At 45.0% G+C, this 18,617-nt stretch carries 13 protein-coding genes and 1 riboswitch; of the genes, 8 read left to right on the top strand and 5 right to left on the bottom strand.

Translation table 11 applies throughout. The features are described from left to right. Window positions 1–195 precede the first annotated feature (195 nt). On the top strand, window positions 196–3,339 hold the full coding sequence (locus CA598_RS12680; RefSeq protein WP_094876725.1) for an EAL domain-containing protein: 3,144 nt from the start codon (window positions 196–198) through the stop codon (window positions 3,337–3,339). Window positions 3,340–3,399: 60 nt separating this feature from the next. Here CA598_RS12680 and CA598_RS12675 read toward each other — a convergent pair whose 3' ends face one another. Next, window positions 3,400–4,494, bottom strand: coding sequence for a GGDEF domain-containing protein (locus CA598_RS12675; protein WP_179283658.1), 1,095 nt, complete (start codon window positions 4,492–4,494; stop codon window positions 3,400–3,402). Between the two features lie 244 nt (window positions 4,495–4,738). On the opposite strand from CA598_RS12675, the gene CA598_RS12670 reads away from it, so the two are divergent. Next, a complete protein-coding gene (locus tag CA598_RS12670) occupies window positions 4,739–6,256 on the top strand; it encodes a methyl-accepting chemotaxis protein (RefSeq protein WP_094869649.1) in 1,518 nt (505 codons plus the stop codon). A gap of 51 nt (window positions 6,257–6,307) precedes the next feature. Here the strand turns inward: CA598_RS12670 and CA598_RS12665 are convergent, their stop codons facing one another. Beyond that, complete coding sequence (locus CA598_RS12665; protein WP_179283662.1) at window positions 6,308–6,823, bottom strand: nucleotidyltransferase family protein; 516 nt, start codon at window positions 6,821–6,823, stop codon at window positions 6,308–6,310. 262 nt (window positions 6,824–7,085) lie between these two features. On the opposite strand from CA598_RS12665, the gene CA598_RS12660 reads away from it, so the two are divergent. The 5 genes from CA598_RS12660 (at window position 7,086) to CA598_RS12640 (ending at window position 12,695) form a co-directional block, all read left to right on the top strand. Then, on the top strand, window positions 7,086–8,690 hold the full coding sequence (locus tag CA598_RS12660; protein ID WP_280787205.1) for a sensor histidine kinase: 1,605 nt from the start codon (window positions 7,086–7,088) through the stop codon (window positions 8,688–8,690). Continuing rightward, entirely contained in the window at window positions 8,687–9,415 is a 729-nt protein-coding gene (locus CA598_RS12655; protein WP_094869650.1) for a LytR/AlgR family response regulator transcription factor, read from the top strand. The genes CA598_RS12660 and CA598_RS12655 overlap by 4 nt, the downstream gene beginning before the upstream one ends. A 126-nt stretch (window positions 9,416–9,541) precedes the next feature. After that, a complete protein-coding gene (locus CA598_RS12650; protein WP_094869651.1) occupies window positions 9,542–10,792 on the top strand; it encodes an L-lactate MFS transporter in 1,251 nt (416 codons plus the stop codon). Between the two features lie 371 nt (window positions 10,793–11,163). Then, the gene (locus CA598_RS12645; RefSeq protein WP_094876722.1) at window positions 11,164–11,772 is read left to right on the top strand and encodes an RNA polymerase sigma factor; all 609 of its coding nucleotides are present in this window, start codon (window positions 11,164–11,166) and stop codon (window positions 11,770–11,772) included. Next, complete coding sequence (locus tag CA598_RS12640; protein ID WP_094876721.1) at window positions 11,733–12,695, top strand: hypothetical protein; 963 nt, start codon at window positions 11,733–11,735, stop codon at window positions 12,693–12,695. Before CA598_RS12645 ends, CA598_RS12640 begins: the two co-directional genes overlap by 40 nt. Before the next feature lie 403 nt (window positions 12,696–13,098). On the opposite strand, the gene odhB is transcribed toward CA598_RS12640, so the two are convergent. Continuing rightward, the gene (gene odhB / locus CA598_RS12635) at window positions 13,099–14,373 is read right to left on the bottom strand and encodes a 2-oxoglutarate dehydrogenase complex dihydrolipoyllysine-residue succinyltransferase (RefSeq protein WP_094869654.1); all 1,275 of its coding nucleotides are present in this window, start codon (window positions 14,371–14,373) and stop codon (window positions 13,099–13,101) included. A gap of 52 nt (window positions 14,374–14,425) precedes the next feature. Beyond that, the gene (locus tag CA598_RS12630; RefSeq protein ID WP_094876720.1) at window positions 14,426–17,293 is read right to left on the bottom strand and encodes a 2-oxoglutarate dehydrogenase E1 component; all 2,868 of its coding nucleotides are present in this window, start codon (window positions 17,291–17,293) and stop codon (window positions 14,426–14,428) included. A 471-nt stretch (window positions 17,294–17,764) separates the two neighbouring features. Beyond that, a riboswitch (cyclic di-GMP riboswitch) is annotated at window positions 17,765–17,849 on the top strand. 27 nt (window positions 17,850–17,876) lie between these two features. Here CA598_RS12630 and CA598_RS12625 point away from each other — a divergent pair. Continuing rightward, complete coding sequence (locus CA598_RS12625) at window positions 17,877–18,032, top strand: anti-repressor SinI family protein (RefSeq protein ID WP_143812120.1); 156 nt, start codon at window positions 17,877–17,879, stop codon at window positions 18,030–18,032. 181 nt (window positions 18,033–18,213) lie between these two features. Here the strand turns inward: CA598_RS12625 and CA598_RS12620 are convergent, their stop codons facing one another. After that, window positions 18,214–18,543, bottom strand: coding sequence for a helix-turn-helix domain-containing protein (locus CA598_RS12620; RefSeq protein WP_256989782.1), 330 nt, complete (start codon window positions 18,541–18,543; stop codon window positions 18,214–18,216). Window positions 18,544–18,617: the final 74 nt, after the last annotated feature.

Genomic DNA, 18,617 nt, shown 5'->3' with positions numbered 1-18,617 from the left:
TATCCACATTTTCCATCTAAAAAGCAATATAAAAATGTAGCATCCGTAATTTTATATAATTTACAAAGGGAAGGGTTCATTGATGGGATTTGCGTATATTATGTGACGAGGAAAGAAAAAGCAGGGGTATTGCCATATTTTGTCGAATAACATTTAGGATATTACTGTAAATTCAGTAAAAAGGGGGAACAAGCGATGAAGCAGTGCAGACTGTTGCTTCTGATTAGTATTTTATTTATGCTCTTACCTCCTACTGCTCTTCACGCCGAAAGAAAGGAGATCGAATATCAAGTAGAGCTGGAATATCCACCTTATAAATATATAAAAGATGGGTACATGACCGGTTTTGATATTGAATTGAGTAATATGATCTTTGAGAAGCAGGATTATGATGTCCACTACAGTACAGGGAAGTGGCCTGATGTGTATAATCGGCTCGTTCAGGGTGATATCGAAACAGCGGGTCTAATGGCAGTAACGGAAGGACGAAAACAAGAGTTGTTATTTTCAGATCCTGTTTTCAAAAGCTATATTTCCATCTACGCAAGGCTAGGGCTTAAGGGTAAGATTGATTTAAATAAGCTTGGAGGTTATAAGATAGGTCTAGGAAACGGGCAGTATTCTGAAACAGTACTGAACGGGAAATTGGGAATTAATGATTACGTAGAATTTGCTACGATTCCTGAAGCCTTGGAGGCTTTAGAAACAGGGGAGATCGACCTTCTATTTGAGAATCAGGAGGTGGTCGATTATCTGCTCGTTGAACAGGGGAAGACAGACAGTATTATTAAGGAAATGAATGATCTTTATCCCAGGGATGTAGCTTTTGCAATCAATAAGTCTGCACCGGAGTTAGTTTCTTATGTTAACGAGAGATTGGGGGAATTGAAGCATTCGGGTGCTTTTGAAGAGTTGTACCAGAACTATTTTTTCGTTCATTCTGATTATTATAAAGGCATGATCCACAAAAGATGGGTTTACGGAGCAATCCTTCTATTCTGTCTTCTTATCCTGGGTGGAGTCCTGCTTAAAATGAATATTAATCGTTTACGGCGTGCTGTTTATTCAGAGCATCAATTTTTTGAAGATGTTATAGAGCATAGTGGCATGGTAGTTTGGGCGGTGCAGGCAGATAAAAAGGTAGTGCGGTTTAATAAATTCGCTGAACAGATGACGGGTTTAAGTGAAAAAGAGGTACTGGGTGTAAATATTGAGGATATCGCAGGTCTGGAAGGCAGCACGGCTATAATCCGGGATCTACTGAAGCAGGCAATACGTCTCGAATATGTCAGCAACGTAGAAATTAAACTCCCAGACCAGTCATCTGAAGCGCGATATTTCTCATTCCGGACAGCCTTATTAAAAGGACTTGATAAGCAAGCAGCCGATATCTTTGTCCTTGTAGGTGTGGATATCGATAATCGTAAACAAAATGAGCTGAGGCTACAGCTAAGTTATAGGGAATTGGAAGCTACATACGAAGAGCTCTCAGCGACAGAGATCGATCTACAGGAGCAATTTAATAAGCTACAAATCAGTGAAAGGCGTATTCGGCTCTCCACAGAAGGTTCTGGTGCGTATATGTGGGAGTTTGATTTGGAGGCGAGACACTTTAATTTATCGGAACGATGGTATGAACTCATGGGTTACACGAAGGATGAAATCAATTCGTTTGAAGATGGAGTGCTTAGTATTGTTCATCCGGAAGACCTTGCTACAACCCTTAAGCTTAAACAAGATCACCTGAAGGGTGTCACACCTATTTTCGAAACGGAGTTCCGCATGATTACCAAAGATAATCAAATCGTGTGGTTTGAGGTTAGGGGTAAGGCTACCGTTAATCCAAAGGATAAAGTTCTGTTATTCATGGGCTCCTTGATTGATATCGGCGAGCGGAAGCAAGCGGAGCTTAAACTGAGCAACAGCTACCAAGAGCTTGGGGCGACCTATGAGCAGCTCGCGACTACTCAACAGGAGCTTCTAGTACAATATAATATGCTTCTAGACAATCAGAAACATATGCATCGTCTGGCTTATGTGGATGCGCTTAGTAACTTACCTAACCGTTTATGTCTGCTGGAGACCATGGAGAAGTATCTAAAGCATCCGGGAGGGAAATTTGCACTGCTGTTTCTGGATTCAGATAATTTTAAATACATCAACGATACCCTAGGTCATAAATCCGGGGATGTACTCATCCGGAAGGCAAGTGAGAGATTGCAGTCACTGATGCGGGAAGGAGATATGCTCTCACGGCTAGGTGGAGATGAATTTGTTATTTTTATTAAAGATACAGAGGATCGTGAGGCTGTATTGCGTCTGGCAGAGCGTATAATGAGAGCGTTCAGGCAGTCCTTTTTAATAGGAGAGAGTAATCTGTACGTCTCGCTAAGCATCGGAATTTCCTTTTATCCAGAGGATGGAGAGACGGCCGAGCAAATTTTGAGTAATGCGGATGTGGCGATGTACCGTGCTAAAGAGGATGGCAAAGGAACTTATGTAGTCTATGACAAATCGATGCATACAGCGTTTAATGAACGAATGAATATAGAGAAACATTTGCGCAGTGCTATGAACAATAATGAATTTGAACTGAACTATCAGCCCCAGATGGATATCGAATCCGGATTCATCTCTGGCTTTGAAGCTTTAATTCGTTGGAACAGCCCATCTCTCGGTTCTGTATCTCCACTTTCTTTTATAAAAATTGCTGAGGATTCCAGACTGATCATCGATATTGGTGAATGGGTGCTTCGCGAATCTTGCATCTTTATGAAAGGTATTCAAGATCGTACTGGTGTTCCTTATAAAATATCGGTCAACATTTCGATTATTCAGCTATTCCAGAACGATTTTATCGAGAGGGTACAGGATAGTCTGGCAGTAAGTGGCCTAAATCCAAGCTGCCTTGAGCTGGAAATCACCGAGTCTATTTTTATGAAATCATTTGAGAGTATTCTGGGTAAGCTGCAGTTTCTAAAGTCTAAGGGCATTAGTATCGCCTTGGATGATTTCGGAACGGGTTATTCATCACTTAGCTATTTGCAGCAATTGCCGATTTCAACGCTCAAGATGGATAAAACCTTTATTGATTCGCTTTCAGAAAAAGCTGACAGCCAGTCTTTTGTGCAGTCCATTATACAGTTGGGGCATAATATGGGACTGAAAGTTGTAGCAGAGGGTGTAGAAGAGGTCATTCAGATGGATGTGCTCAAGCAATTAGGCTGCGACAAGATCCAAGGCTACCTGATTAGCAGACCTGTGCCAAAGCAGGCAGTCGAAGAGCTTTTAGAAACACAGAGGCGCTATGGGATACAGCAGTCAGATTCAAGCAGATGAACACAAAAACGCTTACCGTCCATTAGGGACGCCGAAGGCGTTTTTGCTTGTGTTCGGCCTTTAGCTGATTACGATTTTGTTCTTCCCGGTGTTCTTAGCCTCATAAAGTGCATCGTCTGCTTTCTGAAATGTAGAGTTTTTGGAATCTGTACCTATAAAATCGTGCATACCGATACTGACGGTTACGTTTTTGTCGTTCATTTCCGCAAAGGGGGTATCGGAGATGGACGTTAGAATATGCTTCATAATCTCATGAGAATGATTAAGGGTCTTAGAAGTCAGAATGACGACAAATTCTTCCCCGCCAAAGCGAGCCGCGAAATCATCAGGACCGACATGCTCGAGGAGGATCGCTGCAACCTTTTGCAATACGATATCTCCAACGGAGTGCCCATAGGAATCATTTACTTTTTTGAAGTTGTCGATGTCCATGACGGCTAGCTGCATAGGAAATGGATTACTCTGCTGATGATCGATCAGCCATCCTAAGTATTCATGAAACGTCTTATGATTATAAAGGTCCGTCAGAGGATCGATCTTGGATAGCCGGTCCATGATTATATTCTGAATGCGTAACTCCTGTTCTGACTTTACGGAGTTCTCCAGGGATCGCATCAAATCACGCCCGCGACCGATAACTGCAAAGCCTGCTAAAGCAGTAGAAGCAAAAATAAGAACAATAATGATAGTTTGGGCGATGGGGACATACCCGTGATTAGATGCCTTGATGAATAAAATGATCGTGTACAGTAGACAAACAGCAGAAGAGGCTATCATATAACTAGACTTCATATAGATCATGGATACAAGCAGCGGCAGCAGCATAATTAATGACTTAACATACAGTTCATCATTGAGATTGATGATAATAAGAAGCGCAAATAAATGGCTCGCTACTGTAATCGCTAGCTCGGACCATTCGGGTTTCCATCTATAGATAAATTCCAGAATAAAGATCAAAGTCAATATGACGGAATCAGGAATCAGCGACTGAGTAATAAACTCTCCCCTGGTTAGGGTATCCGAATGTTGGCCCCATAAGCATTGAGAAACAAACATATGAATACTTAAATCCACAATCAGGATGATCCAGAATGCATTGAGCAGGACGCGATTCCAATGGGTCTGACGAGGAGTTTGAGATGTAGTATGCATAATGTGTTCCTCTTTTCCAGTGGCAATTTGCTTATATATTCGACAATAATTACGGATTCCCTCTCGACCAATTATCTCCAAATATATTCGTATATTACGGTAACGTTGGTATAGGTCCTCCATAGATATGGATTAGCGTGTGGAAGGACTGATCGAAAAGGAATAGTATAGAAAGTATTTCCTTTCATTAACTCTGCTGATATAATGTTAGAATACATAACATCAATTGAGTGGAGTGGGAATAATGATGCAGATTCGTCGAAGCCAGATTTTTGTAGTCGTCCTGTTGCTCCTGGTCAGTGTTTACAGTTTGTTGATAGACATGTTCTGGATTCATAAGCTGGTAATCATCCTGCTTATGGCTTCTCTAGGCTGGGTCCTGCTAAATTTGTCCCGCTACGTTTACCGTAAAGAAGTACTGCTGAAGGAAGCTAATAGTAAAGTGGAGCTGCTTGGCAATGAGATTGTAGTTACTTCGGACCGACTGCATGGTGCACTCGAAGAAATCAGCCGTCATACAGAAAAGCTGCAGCGGACAGCTGATTATTCACATGAATATGAAATGGATTTGCGGATTCGCAGTAACGAAGCTAAAGCTAACATTGAAGGTGCTTATCGGACAATGGGCGGAGTAGCATCCGTTACCACACATATCGAAGAGTTGACGGAGAGACTGGGGTCAAATATGCAATATGCCCGTCAAGGAATGACAACCATGGTAGATTCCTTGAGCATCGCAGATGCTGTGATGAAGGATTTACAGATGCAGAGCGGGGACATGTTAGCTAAGTTTACTATCTTGAGTAATCATATTGCGATGGTAGAAGAGATCAATACGCTTATTAACGGAATTGTGGATGAGACCTCGCTGCTAGCACTTAATGCTTCCATAGAAGCGGCCCGGGCCGGGGAACAGGGCCGCGGATTTGCGGTGGTGGCCAGCCGGATTCGGCAGCTGGCTGATCAAAGCAAGAGCTCGGTCGACCGTTCCTCCGGCATCTTGCTCGACATTAATAACGGAGTACAGCAGGTGCTGGAATCCGTTACGAAAGAGCAAGATTCAGTGGAACGTGGGGTGAACGAGGTCGGCACGGTGAAGCTTCGACTCGATGATATTGCTTCGAGAGTCGATGAGGTCGGCAGCGCAGTAACGGAAACCATCGATGCTGCCGCGAAGCAGGGCAAGCTGATAGTTGAAGTGACGACGGAGCTGAGTGGGGCAGTGGCTATCGTGAATGAGACGATTGCCAATGTGGATCTTACGCTGGAACAGGTGACACGGCAGCGGAGCCAGATCGGGCAGCTGAACGAAGTCAGCGCCAATCTGTTAGCCGAGTCGCAATCGTTGCAGCAGTCGGTTACCGGCATTGCGGGTCGAGAAGAAATCGAGATGAGCCAATATGCAGCCCGGCTTCAAGAAATGCAGAGTCTCTTGGAGACAATTTCAGCTAAAGAAGAACTGTACGACCCAGATACTGAAGTTCATCAAGGTGTTTTGACCTCTTACATTAAAAAAAATCCGGATGTACAAGCCATTTGGTCCAATCGGACGGATGGGACCTTTATCTATTCCGAGCCAGCGGCTGGCCTCTTGAATGCCAAGCGGCGTGATTGGTGGAATGGGGCCATAAATGAAGGTGAATATGTCTCGAAGCCTTATGTATCTGCGATTACGAAGCGTTCTTGTGTTACATTATCCAGAGCGATTAAGAATCGTCAGGGAGATGTCGTTGGTGTAGTAGGTATCGATTTGGCGGTGTAATAAAACCAGAAAAGCAAGCCCTGCTATATTAGGGGCTTGCTTTTTGTTATTTTAGGTAGCGCTGATCTGCAACTGTTTCCACGTCGCCTGCCAGTTCTTTTTAATAACGCGTTGTTCATAAATAGGGAGTAAGCTCGGGTTTTCAGTAAAATGTGGGGTAGGTCGTAATACTACATGAATAACATCGTAAATTCCGTGTGGAGCGACTAGGAGGATTTTCCCTGATGGATCTAGGGAGAGTCCAAGCGCTGTAGCGGTTTCCGGAAACTTGGATATCGCATCAACAGCTGATGTATACGGTGGGAGTTGATTGACGGTATGCATTCTTGCTTCATTCTTAACAGACCAGGGAATAGCAGGATTCAGGCTTCGTAGTCTCGCCTCCCAATCCTTCTCCACCTCCTCTTGAAGATTGCTGTCGTCATAATAAATAACATCAACATCTGGCAAAGGTGTCCGTTCTTCGAAGCCGTGAAGGGTGTCCCAAATTTTTGCACGCACAAAGCCGGCGCAAACCCACCAGTCAGGTAACTGCAGCGATCTAGCATTCTCTAATATATCCATCATCCAGGGATCATTTTGTACAAGCTGTATGATATCTGCCTCATGTTCTAATTTTTGCAAACCGCCCACCTCCGTATATGTATGCTTTTATTCTGATCCTATCATACAACAAGAGTTTCAATAGAGGTATTAAAGGATAGGCTGAATGGACAGAGGCATGAACTATCTTTATAATAAGTCGACATCTAGTCCTTTGGAGGCGGAGACCGTGCAATATACGTTTACGATATTACTGCAATTATTCGAAAGAGCTGCACTACTGCTGATGTGTCTGTTCGTGCTGACTCGTCTGCCGCGGTTTAAAGAGATTTTTCAAAAAGGAACCTACGCCCCGCAGGAGCTTGCCATTGCGACTACGATCTTCAGTTTATTCGCTATCTTTGGTACCTATAGTGGGATTAATGTGGAAGGCTCGCTTGTGAATGTACGAATTATCGCCATCGTGTCTGGTGGGATTTTGTTCGGGCCATGGGTAGGGCTCATAACAGGCATCATCTCAGGGGTTCACCGTTTTCTAATTGATATTGGAGGGGTAACCTCTCTTCCTTGTCTGATTACGAGTATTACCGCAGGGATTGTGTCAGGGGTAATATACCGCCGCACTTCAGGTGAACGTCGTTGGATGGCCGGTATTTTGGCCGGGATGGCCTGTGAAGCCCTGACGATGTTGCTCATTCTGGTGATGGCCGAACCGTCATCGCTGGGTGTGGATATCGTGTCCAAAATTGCTTTTCCGATGATTATGAGCCAGATTAGTGTTGGTCTGATTGTCATGCTAGTGCAGAGTGTGGAGGGTGAAAAGGAACGGATTGCAGCGAAGCAGTCCAAGCTGGCACTGGATATTGCCAATAAGACCTTGCCATATTTTCGCAATATTAATCCCGAGTCGCTTCGTACCATCTGCCAAATTATCAAAGAAGATATCGGTGCAGACGCTGTAGCTATTTCGGATACAAGACTCATTCTCGCTTACGTTGGTGTTGGAGAAGAGGATTATACTACGACCAATGAAATTATAAGCGAAGAAACGAAAGTGACGTTGTCCAGTGGTGAAATTACGATCCGTAACGACGATAGTGATTATGTGAATCCGGAGATTAAATCGCTGATTATTATTCCATTGAAGGAAAAAGGTGAAGTGACGGGAGCGCTCAAAATCTATTACACCAGAGCCCACAAGATCACTTATTCTTTACAAGCTATGGCTGTAGGTTTGTCGCAAATGATCTCTACGCTAATGGAAGTATCGCGGGTTGAGGGCATTAAAGAAATGGCGAACAAAGCGGAGCTAAAGGCGCTGCAGACAAGCATTAACCCACACTTTCTGTTCAATGCGCTGAACGCGATTGCGTCCTCGATCCGGATTAATCCGGATAAGGCGCGTGAGTTGATCGTGAATCTGTCCGGTTATATGAGATACAATCTGGAGCTGACGGATGAATTTATCGACATTAAACGAGAGCTACAGCAGGTCCAGCAATACGTTGAGATTGAAAAGGCGCGCTTCGGAAGCCGTCTTAACGTGCTTTATGATATTGATGAGGTTCAAGTCCGGATTCCGAGTCTGATTATTCAGCCGCTTGTAGAGAATGCGATCATCCATGGCATACTGAAGGTAAGAGGGACGGGAACGGTAACGATTTCTGTAAAAGATCAAGGCGATAATGTGCGGGTTGGCATTCGGGATACCGGAGCTGGCATCAGCGAAGATACCATAGAGAAGGTCTATGCTGGCGATATGCCGGAGAATAAAATCGGACTATTTAATGTACATCAACGGGTCAAGCTGATCTATGGGACAGGACTTACCATTCAGAGATTGGATAAAGGGACGGACATCTTTTTTGATGTCAAAAAGGAGGGGCTATGAGAGCGATCATCGTAGAGGATGAAGAGCTGGCAAGACAGGAGCTGGCTTATTTAATAGAGACACATAGCGGGATCGATATTGCCGCACAATTTGAAGATGGGCTGGATGCACTCAAATTTTTACAGGTTGAGACGGTAGATGTGATCTTTCTGGACATTAACATTCCCTCGATAGACGGAGTGCTGCTGGCTCAGAATATTAGCAGATTCTCGGTAAAACCTTATATAGTGTTTATTACTGCGTATAAGGAGCATGCCGCTGAGGCATTTGAGATTGAAGCGTTTGACTATATTCTTAAACCCTACAGTGAGGTTCGCATTAAAGCTATGCTGCACAAGCTAGAGGGGGCATTCGTTGCTCGCGGAAGACAGGGGGAAGAGGAACGTAATCCCGTCAGTGATAAGGTGAATCTGTGGAAAAACGAAAAGATTATCGTAGTGAATGCCGACGATATTTATTACGCCTCCGCACAAGAGAAAAGTACGAGCGTAATAACTAAAGGTGAGGAATATAGTATGGCGCTCAGCATCAGCGATTTTTATAATCGACTGCCGGAGGATCGTTTTTTTCGCTGCCATCGTTCCTATATCGTTAACCTGTCCAAAATCAAGGAAATCATCCCTTGGTTCAACAATACGTATTTGCTGCGTTTGCATGATTTGGAGTTTGAGGTGCCCGTAAGTCGCAGTAAGGTAAAAGAATTCAGGCAGATCATGCGCTTATAAATGCAGTTCATTCTTCATTTGCGTCATTTCATGCCAGATTTCTCTCAACATCCGCTGGTTTAGCTACAATAAAGAGGCGATAGAAGCTCTTGTAGCACATCACGAGAGAGAAAGAAGGAATAGACCATGACTTCGACGAAAGACAACAAAAACGCAAAACGGTGGCTTATCGTATTAGGAACCGTAATTATGCAGATGGGTCTAGGTACCATTTATACATGGAGCTTGTTCAATGCACATCTGGTAACAAAATTCGGATGGGAGCTTAACGCTGTTTCGATTACGTTTTCGATCACGAGCTTTGCACTCGCTTTTGCGACTTTGTTCGCAGGGAAATTGCAGGATCGTTTTGGTCTTCGCCGCTTAACTGCCACCGCAGGGATTGTGCTTGGTCTAGGATTGATTCTTAGCTCTCAGGCGAATTCGCTGCTAATGTTCTATATATTGGCTGGGGTAATCGTTGGTTTTGCAGACGGAACAGCTTATATCACTTCATTATCTAACTTAATTAAATGGTTTCCGAATAATAAAGGCTTAATCTCCGGTGTGTCCGTGGGTGCTTACGGAACGGGGAGCTTGATATTTAAATATATCAATGGTAGTTTGATCGACTCGGTGGGTGTGTCTAATACGTTTATGTATTGGGGCATGATTGTTATGGTGATGATTGTAATCGGTTCCTTACTTGTCAGAGAAGCTCCAGTACAAACGGCATCACTGGGTGCAACATCAGCTTCGACTATCGCTAAACCGAAGGACTACACGGTAAAAGAAATGCTACGGACAAAAGAAGCTTATCTGTTATTCATCATTTTCTTTACCGCTTGTATGTGTGGTCTGTATTTGATCGGTATTGTTAAAGACATCGGGGTGCAGCTGGCTGGACTTGATGTACAGACGGCAGCTAATGCCGTAGCGATGATTGCAATTTTTAATACAGCAGGGCGTTTAATCTTGGGTGCCTTGTCTGACAAAATGAGCCGTTTGAAGCTGGTAGGTGCTTCGCTTGCAGTAACGGCAGCCGCTATGCTGACCCTTAGCTATGCGACGCTGAATTTCGGACTGTTCTTCACTTGTGTAGCAGCCATTGCATTCTGTTTCGGGGGTAACATTACAGTGTTCCCGGCGATTGTCAGTGACTTCTTTGGTCTTAAAAATCACAGTAAGAACTATGGAATCGTATATCAAGGTTTCGGTATTGGAGCCCTTTCCGGTTCGTTCATCGCCGTCTTCCTGGGCGGGTTTAAACCTACTTTCGTGATCTTTGGTCTCTTGTGTCTGCTGGCCTGCATCATCGCGATTTCGCTAAAACCGCCAGTGGAGAAAGCGGAAGAGAAGAAGGCGCTTCGGCTCAAAGCTACAGAACGGACGGCTTAAGGATATTTATAAAAGACGTACAACTGACAACAGTTGTACGTTTTTTTATTGGTTAGAAGTGTGTTCAGTACGTGGAGTGTGCCCCCAAAAATACCTGTGGAGTCTAAGAGCTATACAGACTGCATAGCTCTTATTAGCCTCTAAATGTGTATAATTGGAGTGAATTTGAGCAAATGGCAGCATTTGAGTCCGACTGTAGGCGGAAACTGCATATTTTTCTGAAATAAGGTTTCTTTGGTCTGTTAAACATTCTATATTACGCTGGAATTACTTCTGTGTAACAAAGGTTTATACTGATTTGCTCCGATTTTGGTGTACATAGGCACTTTTTTCTAGGCTCAAGTGTTATAGAAGATATAAAGGGTAAGGAGGTGCTTACATCGCCACAGGATTTGTTAGACCCCAAGGAATTGGAAGAGTGCATAGCTAGTGTGCAAAAAGGCAATACCGACCAATATGCTTTTATTGTCCAAGCTTTTCAAATGCCGATCTATCGCTATTGTTATCGTTTGTTAGAGAACAAGCAGGATGCGGAGGACGCAGTTCAGGATATTTTGGTAAAGGGCTATCAATCTATCCATCAATACAAATTGCAAATGCATTTCTCGGCATGGCTTTATCGTATCGCGTATCATCATTGTTTAAACCTGCTGCGCAGACGCCGTTTGCAAAAGCGGGTCATGAGTATCTTCAAGCCTGATTTTATGTCTGCAAGTCCTGAACAAGAGCTGGATGATCGGTTGTTTAATCCCTCATTGTCAGCCGCATTAACGCAGTTATCGCTGGAAGAGAGGAATATGCTTATTTTGCGGGTCTTTGAAGAGAAGACTTATGCAGAGATAGGCGAAATTCTTGGGGTCAGTCCGAATGCACTGACGAAGAGAATGAACCGGATCAAGCGGAAGGTGCAGGAAGCTATAAAATTGGAGGAGGAGATCAAATGGAACGAACCACAATCAGCGATGAATACCAAGATATAATCTATGCCTCGGCCGGCAATGAACTTCTGGGTAAAATCGATGTAGAAGAGAAGGTCATGGGTCGTATCCATGGCATATCCTCTCGAAAGCGGGCTTTTTCGCTGCGGATGATGAATAAAACAACGGCATTTGCCAGTATGTTAGCATTGTTCCTGCTGATTTCTGTGACAGCCTATGCTGCATCGGAATATATCCAGATCCGCAATAGTGAAGGCGTAGTGAAGGTCCAGCATGTTGCCCCGAATGAATCGGCAGGAGTCGCCTCCTATGATAAATATGCGCAGCAAGCCGATACATTTGCTAAACCGGGTGAGCTGATTGCATATTTGATGAACAACAAAGCAGGTGCAGAAGGCATGGCGACAGAATTGCAATTTAAGTATAAAGAGCAGCGGATAGGCGTATACTCTGATTTCTTAAAGGAAATCAAACGGACAGAGGCACCGATGCTTCCTGCAATGGCATCAGGGTATGCTTTTAAATATGGGGTTATATACCCTAATTATCCGACAACGGATGCAGATAAGAAAAGTTCTCGATACCAGGAGACATTACAAGATCTTACAGCCCAGGTGAACAAAGAGAAGGGGAGCCATAATATATTTATGAAGGCTATTCCATGGTCGGAACCAGGCTGGATCAGTGCAATTTATTCGAAGAATAATGCTTTTATAAGTATCTCTGCCACGATCATGCATGGCGGGAAAGTGTTCGTGGAGCAAGAACCTGAGAATCAAGCGGATAAGATTGTAGTAGCAGGTACGGAGGTTGTTTATAACAAAGTAGTAAAGAAAGAGGTCAGTTACGACTATCTGAATTGGTATAACGAGAAGCAGGATGCGTATTATACGCTCACTAGCTACGGAGATAAGATTTTGACCAAGGAGCAATTTCTTCAGGTGGCTGGTGAGCTGCTGAAGTAGATTCTTGTAGTTTTGTAGTTGCATGCGCTAAGTTAGTTGTACTATATACAATTAAAGTTAACTAATACCTTTATATAAGCCCTGTAGTTGTATTTAATACAGCTATTGATGCTTAGATTAGTGGAAATAAACGTTTTTGCGGATTTTAGTTGTAGAGAATGCAATGAAGGAAGAGGATATGGGAGATCAGAAATAAATAAGTGTACAAAATGCAGTTAGATCATATGCAAGGTAGGTAGCATTGCTGACAGCGCCGGGCTTTCTAAACTAAGGATTCATGATTCACCCTGTACTTATGAAATACTTCATCTCAAAAGTTGATTCAGATATAAAAGAAGGTATCCCTAATGCGAAGCTTTAGGGATACCTTCTTTATATTCTTAAGTCGAAAGATCGATCAGGGTTAGCCTTCCAGCAGCAGTGCTTCTGGATCTTCCAGCAATTCCTTCACTTTAACAAGGAAGCTAACCGCTTCAGAGCCGTCAACGATCCGGTGATCGTAGGAAAGGGCGATGTACATCATTGGGCGGTTAACGGTTCTTTCTTCGTCCAGCGCGATGGGGCGCAATTGAATCTTATGCATCCCTAGAATACCCACTTGAGGGGTATTCAGAATCGGGGTGGATAACAGGGAACCGAATACACCACCGTTTGTGATGGTGAACGTTCCGCCTTGTAGCTCGGAGAGGCTGAGTGTATTGGCGCGTGCTTTGGAAGCGAGATCGCCAATTTGGCGTTCGATTTCCGGGAAGCTTAGGCGATCCGCGTCACGGACAACCGGAACCACCAGACCTTCCTTAGCTGCAACTGCAATGCCGATGTCGTAGAACTTCTTAACGACCAGATCTTCACCGTCGATCTCAGCGTTCAGCAGTGGATAGGTCTTCAGCGCTCCGATCACAGCTTTGGTGAAGAAGGACATAAAGCCTAGTCCAACTTCATGCTTCTCTTTAAACGCATCCTTTCGGCGCTTACGGATGTCGAGGATCGCGGTCATATCCACCTCGTTGAAGGTGGTCAGCATGGCTGCAGTTTGCTGCGCTTCAACTAAGCGGCTGGCAATCGTGAGCCGTCTGCGCGACATGCGCTTGCGCTCCACGTGCTTGCCATCGTCCGGCGCGGCTTTGCTCGCTGCCGGCTTCGCTGGCTCCGGCTTGGCTTGTGCCGCCGGAGCTACCGGTGCAGCGGCCTGTGGCGCTGCTGCACCATGGCCCGACACATCGGCCTGACCAATCCGGCCGATAGGATCACGGGCGCTAACATCGCCGAGGTCGATGCCGCGCTCCCGTGCCAGCTTGCGTGCGCCCGGCGATGCCAGTGCAGCGGGGCTTTCGCCACCCGCTACAGCGACTTCGGGCGCTGCTACAGGTGCGGCTGCTGCGCTGCCGCTTGCCGGTGCCGCTTCAGGCGCTTTGCTCTCAGCGGCCTGCGGTGTACTGCCGCTAGCGGCTCCAATGATGCCGATGGCTTCGCCAACGGCTACGTTCTCGCCCGCTTGACGCAGGATGGAGGAGATGACACCCTCCACCTCCGCACTAATTTCCAAATTGACTTTATCCGTCTCTAACTCAGCAAGCACATCACCTTGACCTACCGTGTCGCCTTCTTTAACCAGCCATTTGTAGATGGTTCCTTCGGATATAGATTCTCCCAGATCGGGTACTAAGATTTCTGACACAGGCCGTTACCTCCCCAAACATAATGGTTTACGCTATTGTGATACCATCCTCTTAAGAGGATGGTACAGCTGTTTGTACTTGTGAATTTGCTTTTAGGGCCTCTGAAACAATTCTACGCTGTTCAAAGCTATGAACATCTGCATAACCACTCGCAGGACTGGAACGTTCAGGACGTCCGATATATCTTACGCTAGTGTTGTTCGGTGCGATGGCGCGTAACCGAGGTTCGGTATAACTCCATCCGCCCATATTCTTCGGCTCTTCTTGCACCCAGACAATTTCCTGAAGGGAGGTGAAGGAGCTTAAGTGAGCACTCAGTTCAACTTCTGGGAACGGGTAGAGTTGCTCCAAGCGTAGTACATGTAGCCATGACCAATCTTTGTCTGAAGCAGCCTCTAGCTCTGTTTGGATGTCGATAGCTACTTTACCGCTGCAGACTACTAGACGTTTGACCTCACCTGGTTTCTGGCCTAGCAGGGGCTCTGCTAACACAGGCTGGAATTGTCCGGAGGCGAGCTCAGTACCGGCAGATGTGCTGCGCGAATTACGAATGAGACTCTTCGGCGTCATAATCACCAGTGGTTTAGCGTCTTCCTGTCCACATAAAGCAGCTTGGCGCCGCAAGACATGGAAATATTGAGAAGCGGTGGTCAAGTTGGCAACGGTCCAGTTCTCTTCCGCGGATAACTGCAGGAAGCGTTCTAATCTACCACTGGAATGCTCGGGTCCCTGTCCCTCGTAACCATGCGGTAACATGACGACGAGATTGCTGCGCTGTGTCCATTTCGCACGTCCGGCGGCAATGAACTGATCAAATATAACCTGACCTGCATTGGCGAAGTCGCCATATTGTGCTTCCCAGATGACGAAAGTTTCTGGTGCGAACACATTATATCCATACTCAAAACCTAGCACAGAAGCTTCAGATAGCGGACTGTTATATACGCCAAAGGAAGCACGGGAATTACTTAGCTGATGAAGCGGAGAGAATAATTCTCCTGTTTTGCTGTCGTGCAGTACTAGATGGCGGTGTGCAAAGGTGCCGCGCTGTGCATCCTGACCGCTAAGTCGAATTGGCGTTCCATCCTTCAGGATGGTAGCGAAAGCGAGAGACTCGGCGAGTGCCCAGTCGACCTTTTCACCCTCATTCAATGCATCCTTGCGACGCTGCAGAATACGTTCCAGTTTCGGATAGACTTGGAATCCATCAGGTACGGTCAGTAGCTCACGATTAATCTCTTGCAGACTGGAGATCGGTACGGCTGTTGTCCCTGCCGCTGAGCGCTCTGTTTGAAGAGGAACGAAGGCTTTTGGTTCTTTTTTCTTGTGATTGCCTTCCTTCATACTATCGTATGCACGTTGCAATACGCCTTCTGTTTCAATGTGCATCTTTTGTACATCTTCAGCTGTAAGGATTTTCTCACGCTGTAGCCTCTCCGCATACACCTTGTAAACGGTTGGATGATTACGCACCTTGCCGTACACGATAGGTTGTGTAGTCTCAGGATCATCCATTTCGTTATGTCCATGACGACGATAACCGATGAGATCAATAACGAAATCCTTTTTGAATTGATTGCGATATGCGCTAGCTAAACGAACAGCTGATATACAGGCATCGGGATCATCAGCGTTGACATGGATAATTGGAATTTCATATCCTTTTGCGATGTCACTCGCATAATGCGTTGAACGGGAGTCTTCACTTTCTGTCGTAAAGCCGATCCGGTTATTAACAATGATATGGATCGTCCCGCCATTCTGATAACCTTGAAGTTTGCCAATATTAAGTGTTTCTGCAACAATTCCTTCACCTGGAAAAGCAGCGTCGCCATGCATTAGCACCGCTATAGCTTTACTGGTATCAATCTTCGGCAATCCGGCTGTGCTCCGATCTTCTTGAGCAGCACGAGTGAAGCCTTCCACGACAGGATTGACGAATTCCAAGTGACTTGGGTTATTCGCTAGTGTTATTCTTGTGCGTACGGTTTCTCCTTCGCGAACAGCGCGGTCTGCACCGAGATGGTATTTCACATCACCCGTCCAGCCATAGTTAATGCCTGTAGAGCCTTCGGAAGGGAAAAGCTCCTTGTTTGGAGAATGATGAAACTCTGAAAATATAATATCATAAGGTTTGCCCAAAATATGTGCAAGAACATTGAGGCGACCACGATGCGCCATGCCCATCAGAATATGCTCTGCACCGTCATGCGCAGCAGCGCGTACGATTTCATCGAGCATCGGTACGAGAGCGTCATTGCCTTCCAAGCTGAAACGCTTCTGACCCACAAAGGTTTTGTGGAGGAAGGTTTCGAATTGCTCGACTTGGATCAGGCGGTTTAGCAGCTCTTTACGTTCTGTATTATTTAAAGGCGCTGGTGAGCTTGTGGATTCTGCCTGTCTGTTCAACCATTTCAGTTCTTCTTCTTCATGCACATGCCCGAATTCATAGGCGATCGTCTTGGTGTAAGCCTGACGCATACGCTGAACTGCATCCCATCCGGTATGCACATCATTCGGGGCATTCTCCCAAATGAGCGTGGCAGGTAGTGCGATCAGATCCTCACGAGTCAGCTCATAGGTTTCGAGTTCGAGATATTTAGCCATGGGATTGTGATCACGCTCAAGCGGATCAATATCAGCGGCCATATGGCCATATATACGAATATTAGCGATTAGCTTGGAAGCTCTTACTGCCTTTCTAAGCCATTCGGTGTCACCCGAAATGCGAGGCTGTGGAGCTGGTTCGGTGTCCGGTGTTAGGGGTGGGGGACCCGAATTTGTAAAAAGCTCGCGATAATTATTCTCTACGGTGGATGGATCTTTCACAAACTGTTCATATCTTTCTTGAATGTAGCCTAAATTGGGTCCGTAATACTTACTCCAAATGGATTCGTTATAGGGCTCTTTGGCTGCCATGAATACATCCTCCTTAACGGATGAACTCCATACGTGACATTTTGTGTCAACGCTTACTGGAGCTGTGATGATTGCGGTTTCATTTCTCATCTTATTGTGCTACTTTCCACACGTGTAATCAATTCATTCTTTCGTCCAATACGTTCGCAAAATGGTATGGGTTAGCTTGTTCTAATGAAAAGAACGCTGTTTCTTCTCATTACCCATTCCTAAGGCCCACTAAAATGATTCTAATATCCTTATTTTTAACTAATAGGGAAGGAAGCATCATTATATTGTCTTAATTAATTTTATGAATAGGACGAGTATCGTGTTAATAGGACAAGATATCACAGAAAAGAGCTTCTATTTTTTGTTTTTTAATGGAAAAACTAATCAGAAATCGACACACTTTTCCACTTTAGTATAGTATAATGTTATTGCAGTTAGCGTTTTTCATCCTTTTTGAAGTAGATCCTTTCGTGTAAAGGGTCCAGTAAAAGGTAAACCTGCCGAAAGACAGGGGCACAAAGTCGCGGGTCTAAGGTAGAAATACTATGACAGCCGGATTGCCTGGGGACGTAAAATCTTAGGAGGAGATTTTTTGGACAAGTCCAACCAGGGAAGCAACAGAGAACAGCAGGTTATTGATGTAGACGTAGAGTGGGTACATTTATTATTAGCAGCTAAGAAGGCTGGCATAAAGGCAGATGAAATTCGTCGATTCTTTCAGGAGAAGACTGTGCAAGCCGTGCAGTAATACATTAGAGCGTTATATACCGAAAAAGGGCATGGCGATAAATCGCTGTGCCCTTTTTCTATAAGTTGTACACGATACATGGTTAGAATATAAAACGCCTTCGCCATCCATGTTAGGAGGGCGAAGGCGTTTATGTTTGATAGTATGAGTAGAAGAGGATCTTATTAGATCAGATGAAGGATTAGTCCTTCTGATCCAGGCGCCATTTCTGGTAGTCCAGAAACTCCTTGAATTCGCGTTTGCTTATGCCTGAGGCCATAGCTTCCTGCACCAATCGGAACCATTCCGAATCTAAAGGCGATTCCTCAGCATCATTAGGCTCTCCATAGAGCAAAGCATGGATGGATACCTGAAGCGCATCGGCGATCTTTTCGATAAACTGGATGGAAGGATTGGATTGGATGTTTCTCTCCACATTGCTAAGATACGATTTAGCAACATCCGCTCTGTCCGCAAGCTCAGATAGGGAGAATCCCTTTTCTAGGCGGAGATGCTGGATACGTTGGCCCATATTTTGTGCCACTATGCTGACGCCCCTCCGTATTTTTTGTTATTAGTATAGCAAATATCGATAAATTCGACAAA

The sequence above is a fragment of the Paenibacillus sp. VTT E-133291 genome (genome assembly GCF_002264395.1).
Lineage (GTDB): Bacteria > Bacillota > Bacilli > Paenibacillales > Paenibacillaceae > Paenibacillus_AQ > Paenibacillus_AQ nitricinens.
This window is presented reverse-complemented; position numbering and strand designations above follow the sequence as displayed.

Bases quoted from the DNA above. Each gene is read 5' to 3' on its own strand.
- CA598_RS12680 (WP_094876725.1), top strand. From the start codon at position 196: ATGAAGCAGTGCAGACTGTTGCTTCTGATTAGTATTTTATTTATGCTC.
- CA598_RS12675 (WP_179283658.1), bottom strand. From the start codon at position 4,494: ATGCATACTACATCTCAAACTCCTCGTCAGACCCATTGGAATCGCGTC.
- CA598_RS12670 (WP_094869649.1), top strand. From the start codon at position 4,739: ATGATGCAGATTCGTCGAAGCCAGATTTTTGTAGTCGTCCTGTTGCTC.
- CA598_RS12665 (WP_179283662.1), bottom strand. From the start codon at position 6,823: ATGATGGATATATTAGAGAATGCTAGATCGCTGCAGTTACCTGACTGG.
- CA598_RS12660 (WP_280787205.1), top strand. From the start codon at position 7,086: ATGTGTCTGTTCGTGCTGACTCGTCTGCCGCGGTTTAAAGAGATTTTT.
- CA598_RS12655 (WP_094869650.1), top strand. From the start codon at position 8,687: ATGAGAGCGATCATCGTAGAGGATGAAGAGCTGGCAAGACAGGAGCTG.
- CA598_RS12650 (WP_094869651.1), top strand. From the start codon at position 9,542: ATGACTTCGACGAAAGACAACAAAAACGCAAAACGGTGGCTTATCGTA.
- CA598_RS12640 (WP_094876721.1), top strand. From the start codon at position 11,733: ATGGAACGAACCACAATCAGCGATGAATACCAAGATATAATCTATGCC.
- CA598_RS12630 (WP_094876720.1), bottom strand. From the start codon at position 17,293: ATGGCAGCCAAAGAGCCCTATAACGAATCCATTTGGAGTAAGTATTAC.
- CA598_RS12620 (WP_256989782.1), bottom strand. From the start codon at position 18,543: ATGGGCCAACGTATCCAGCATCTCCGCCTAGAAAAGGGATTCTCCCTA.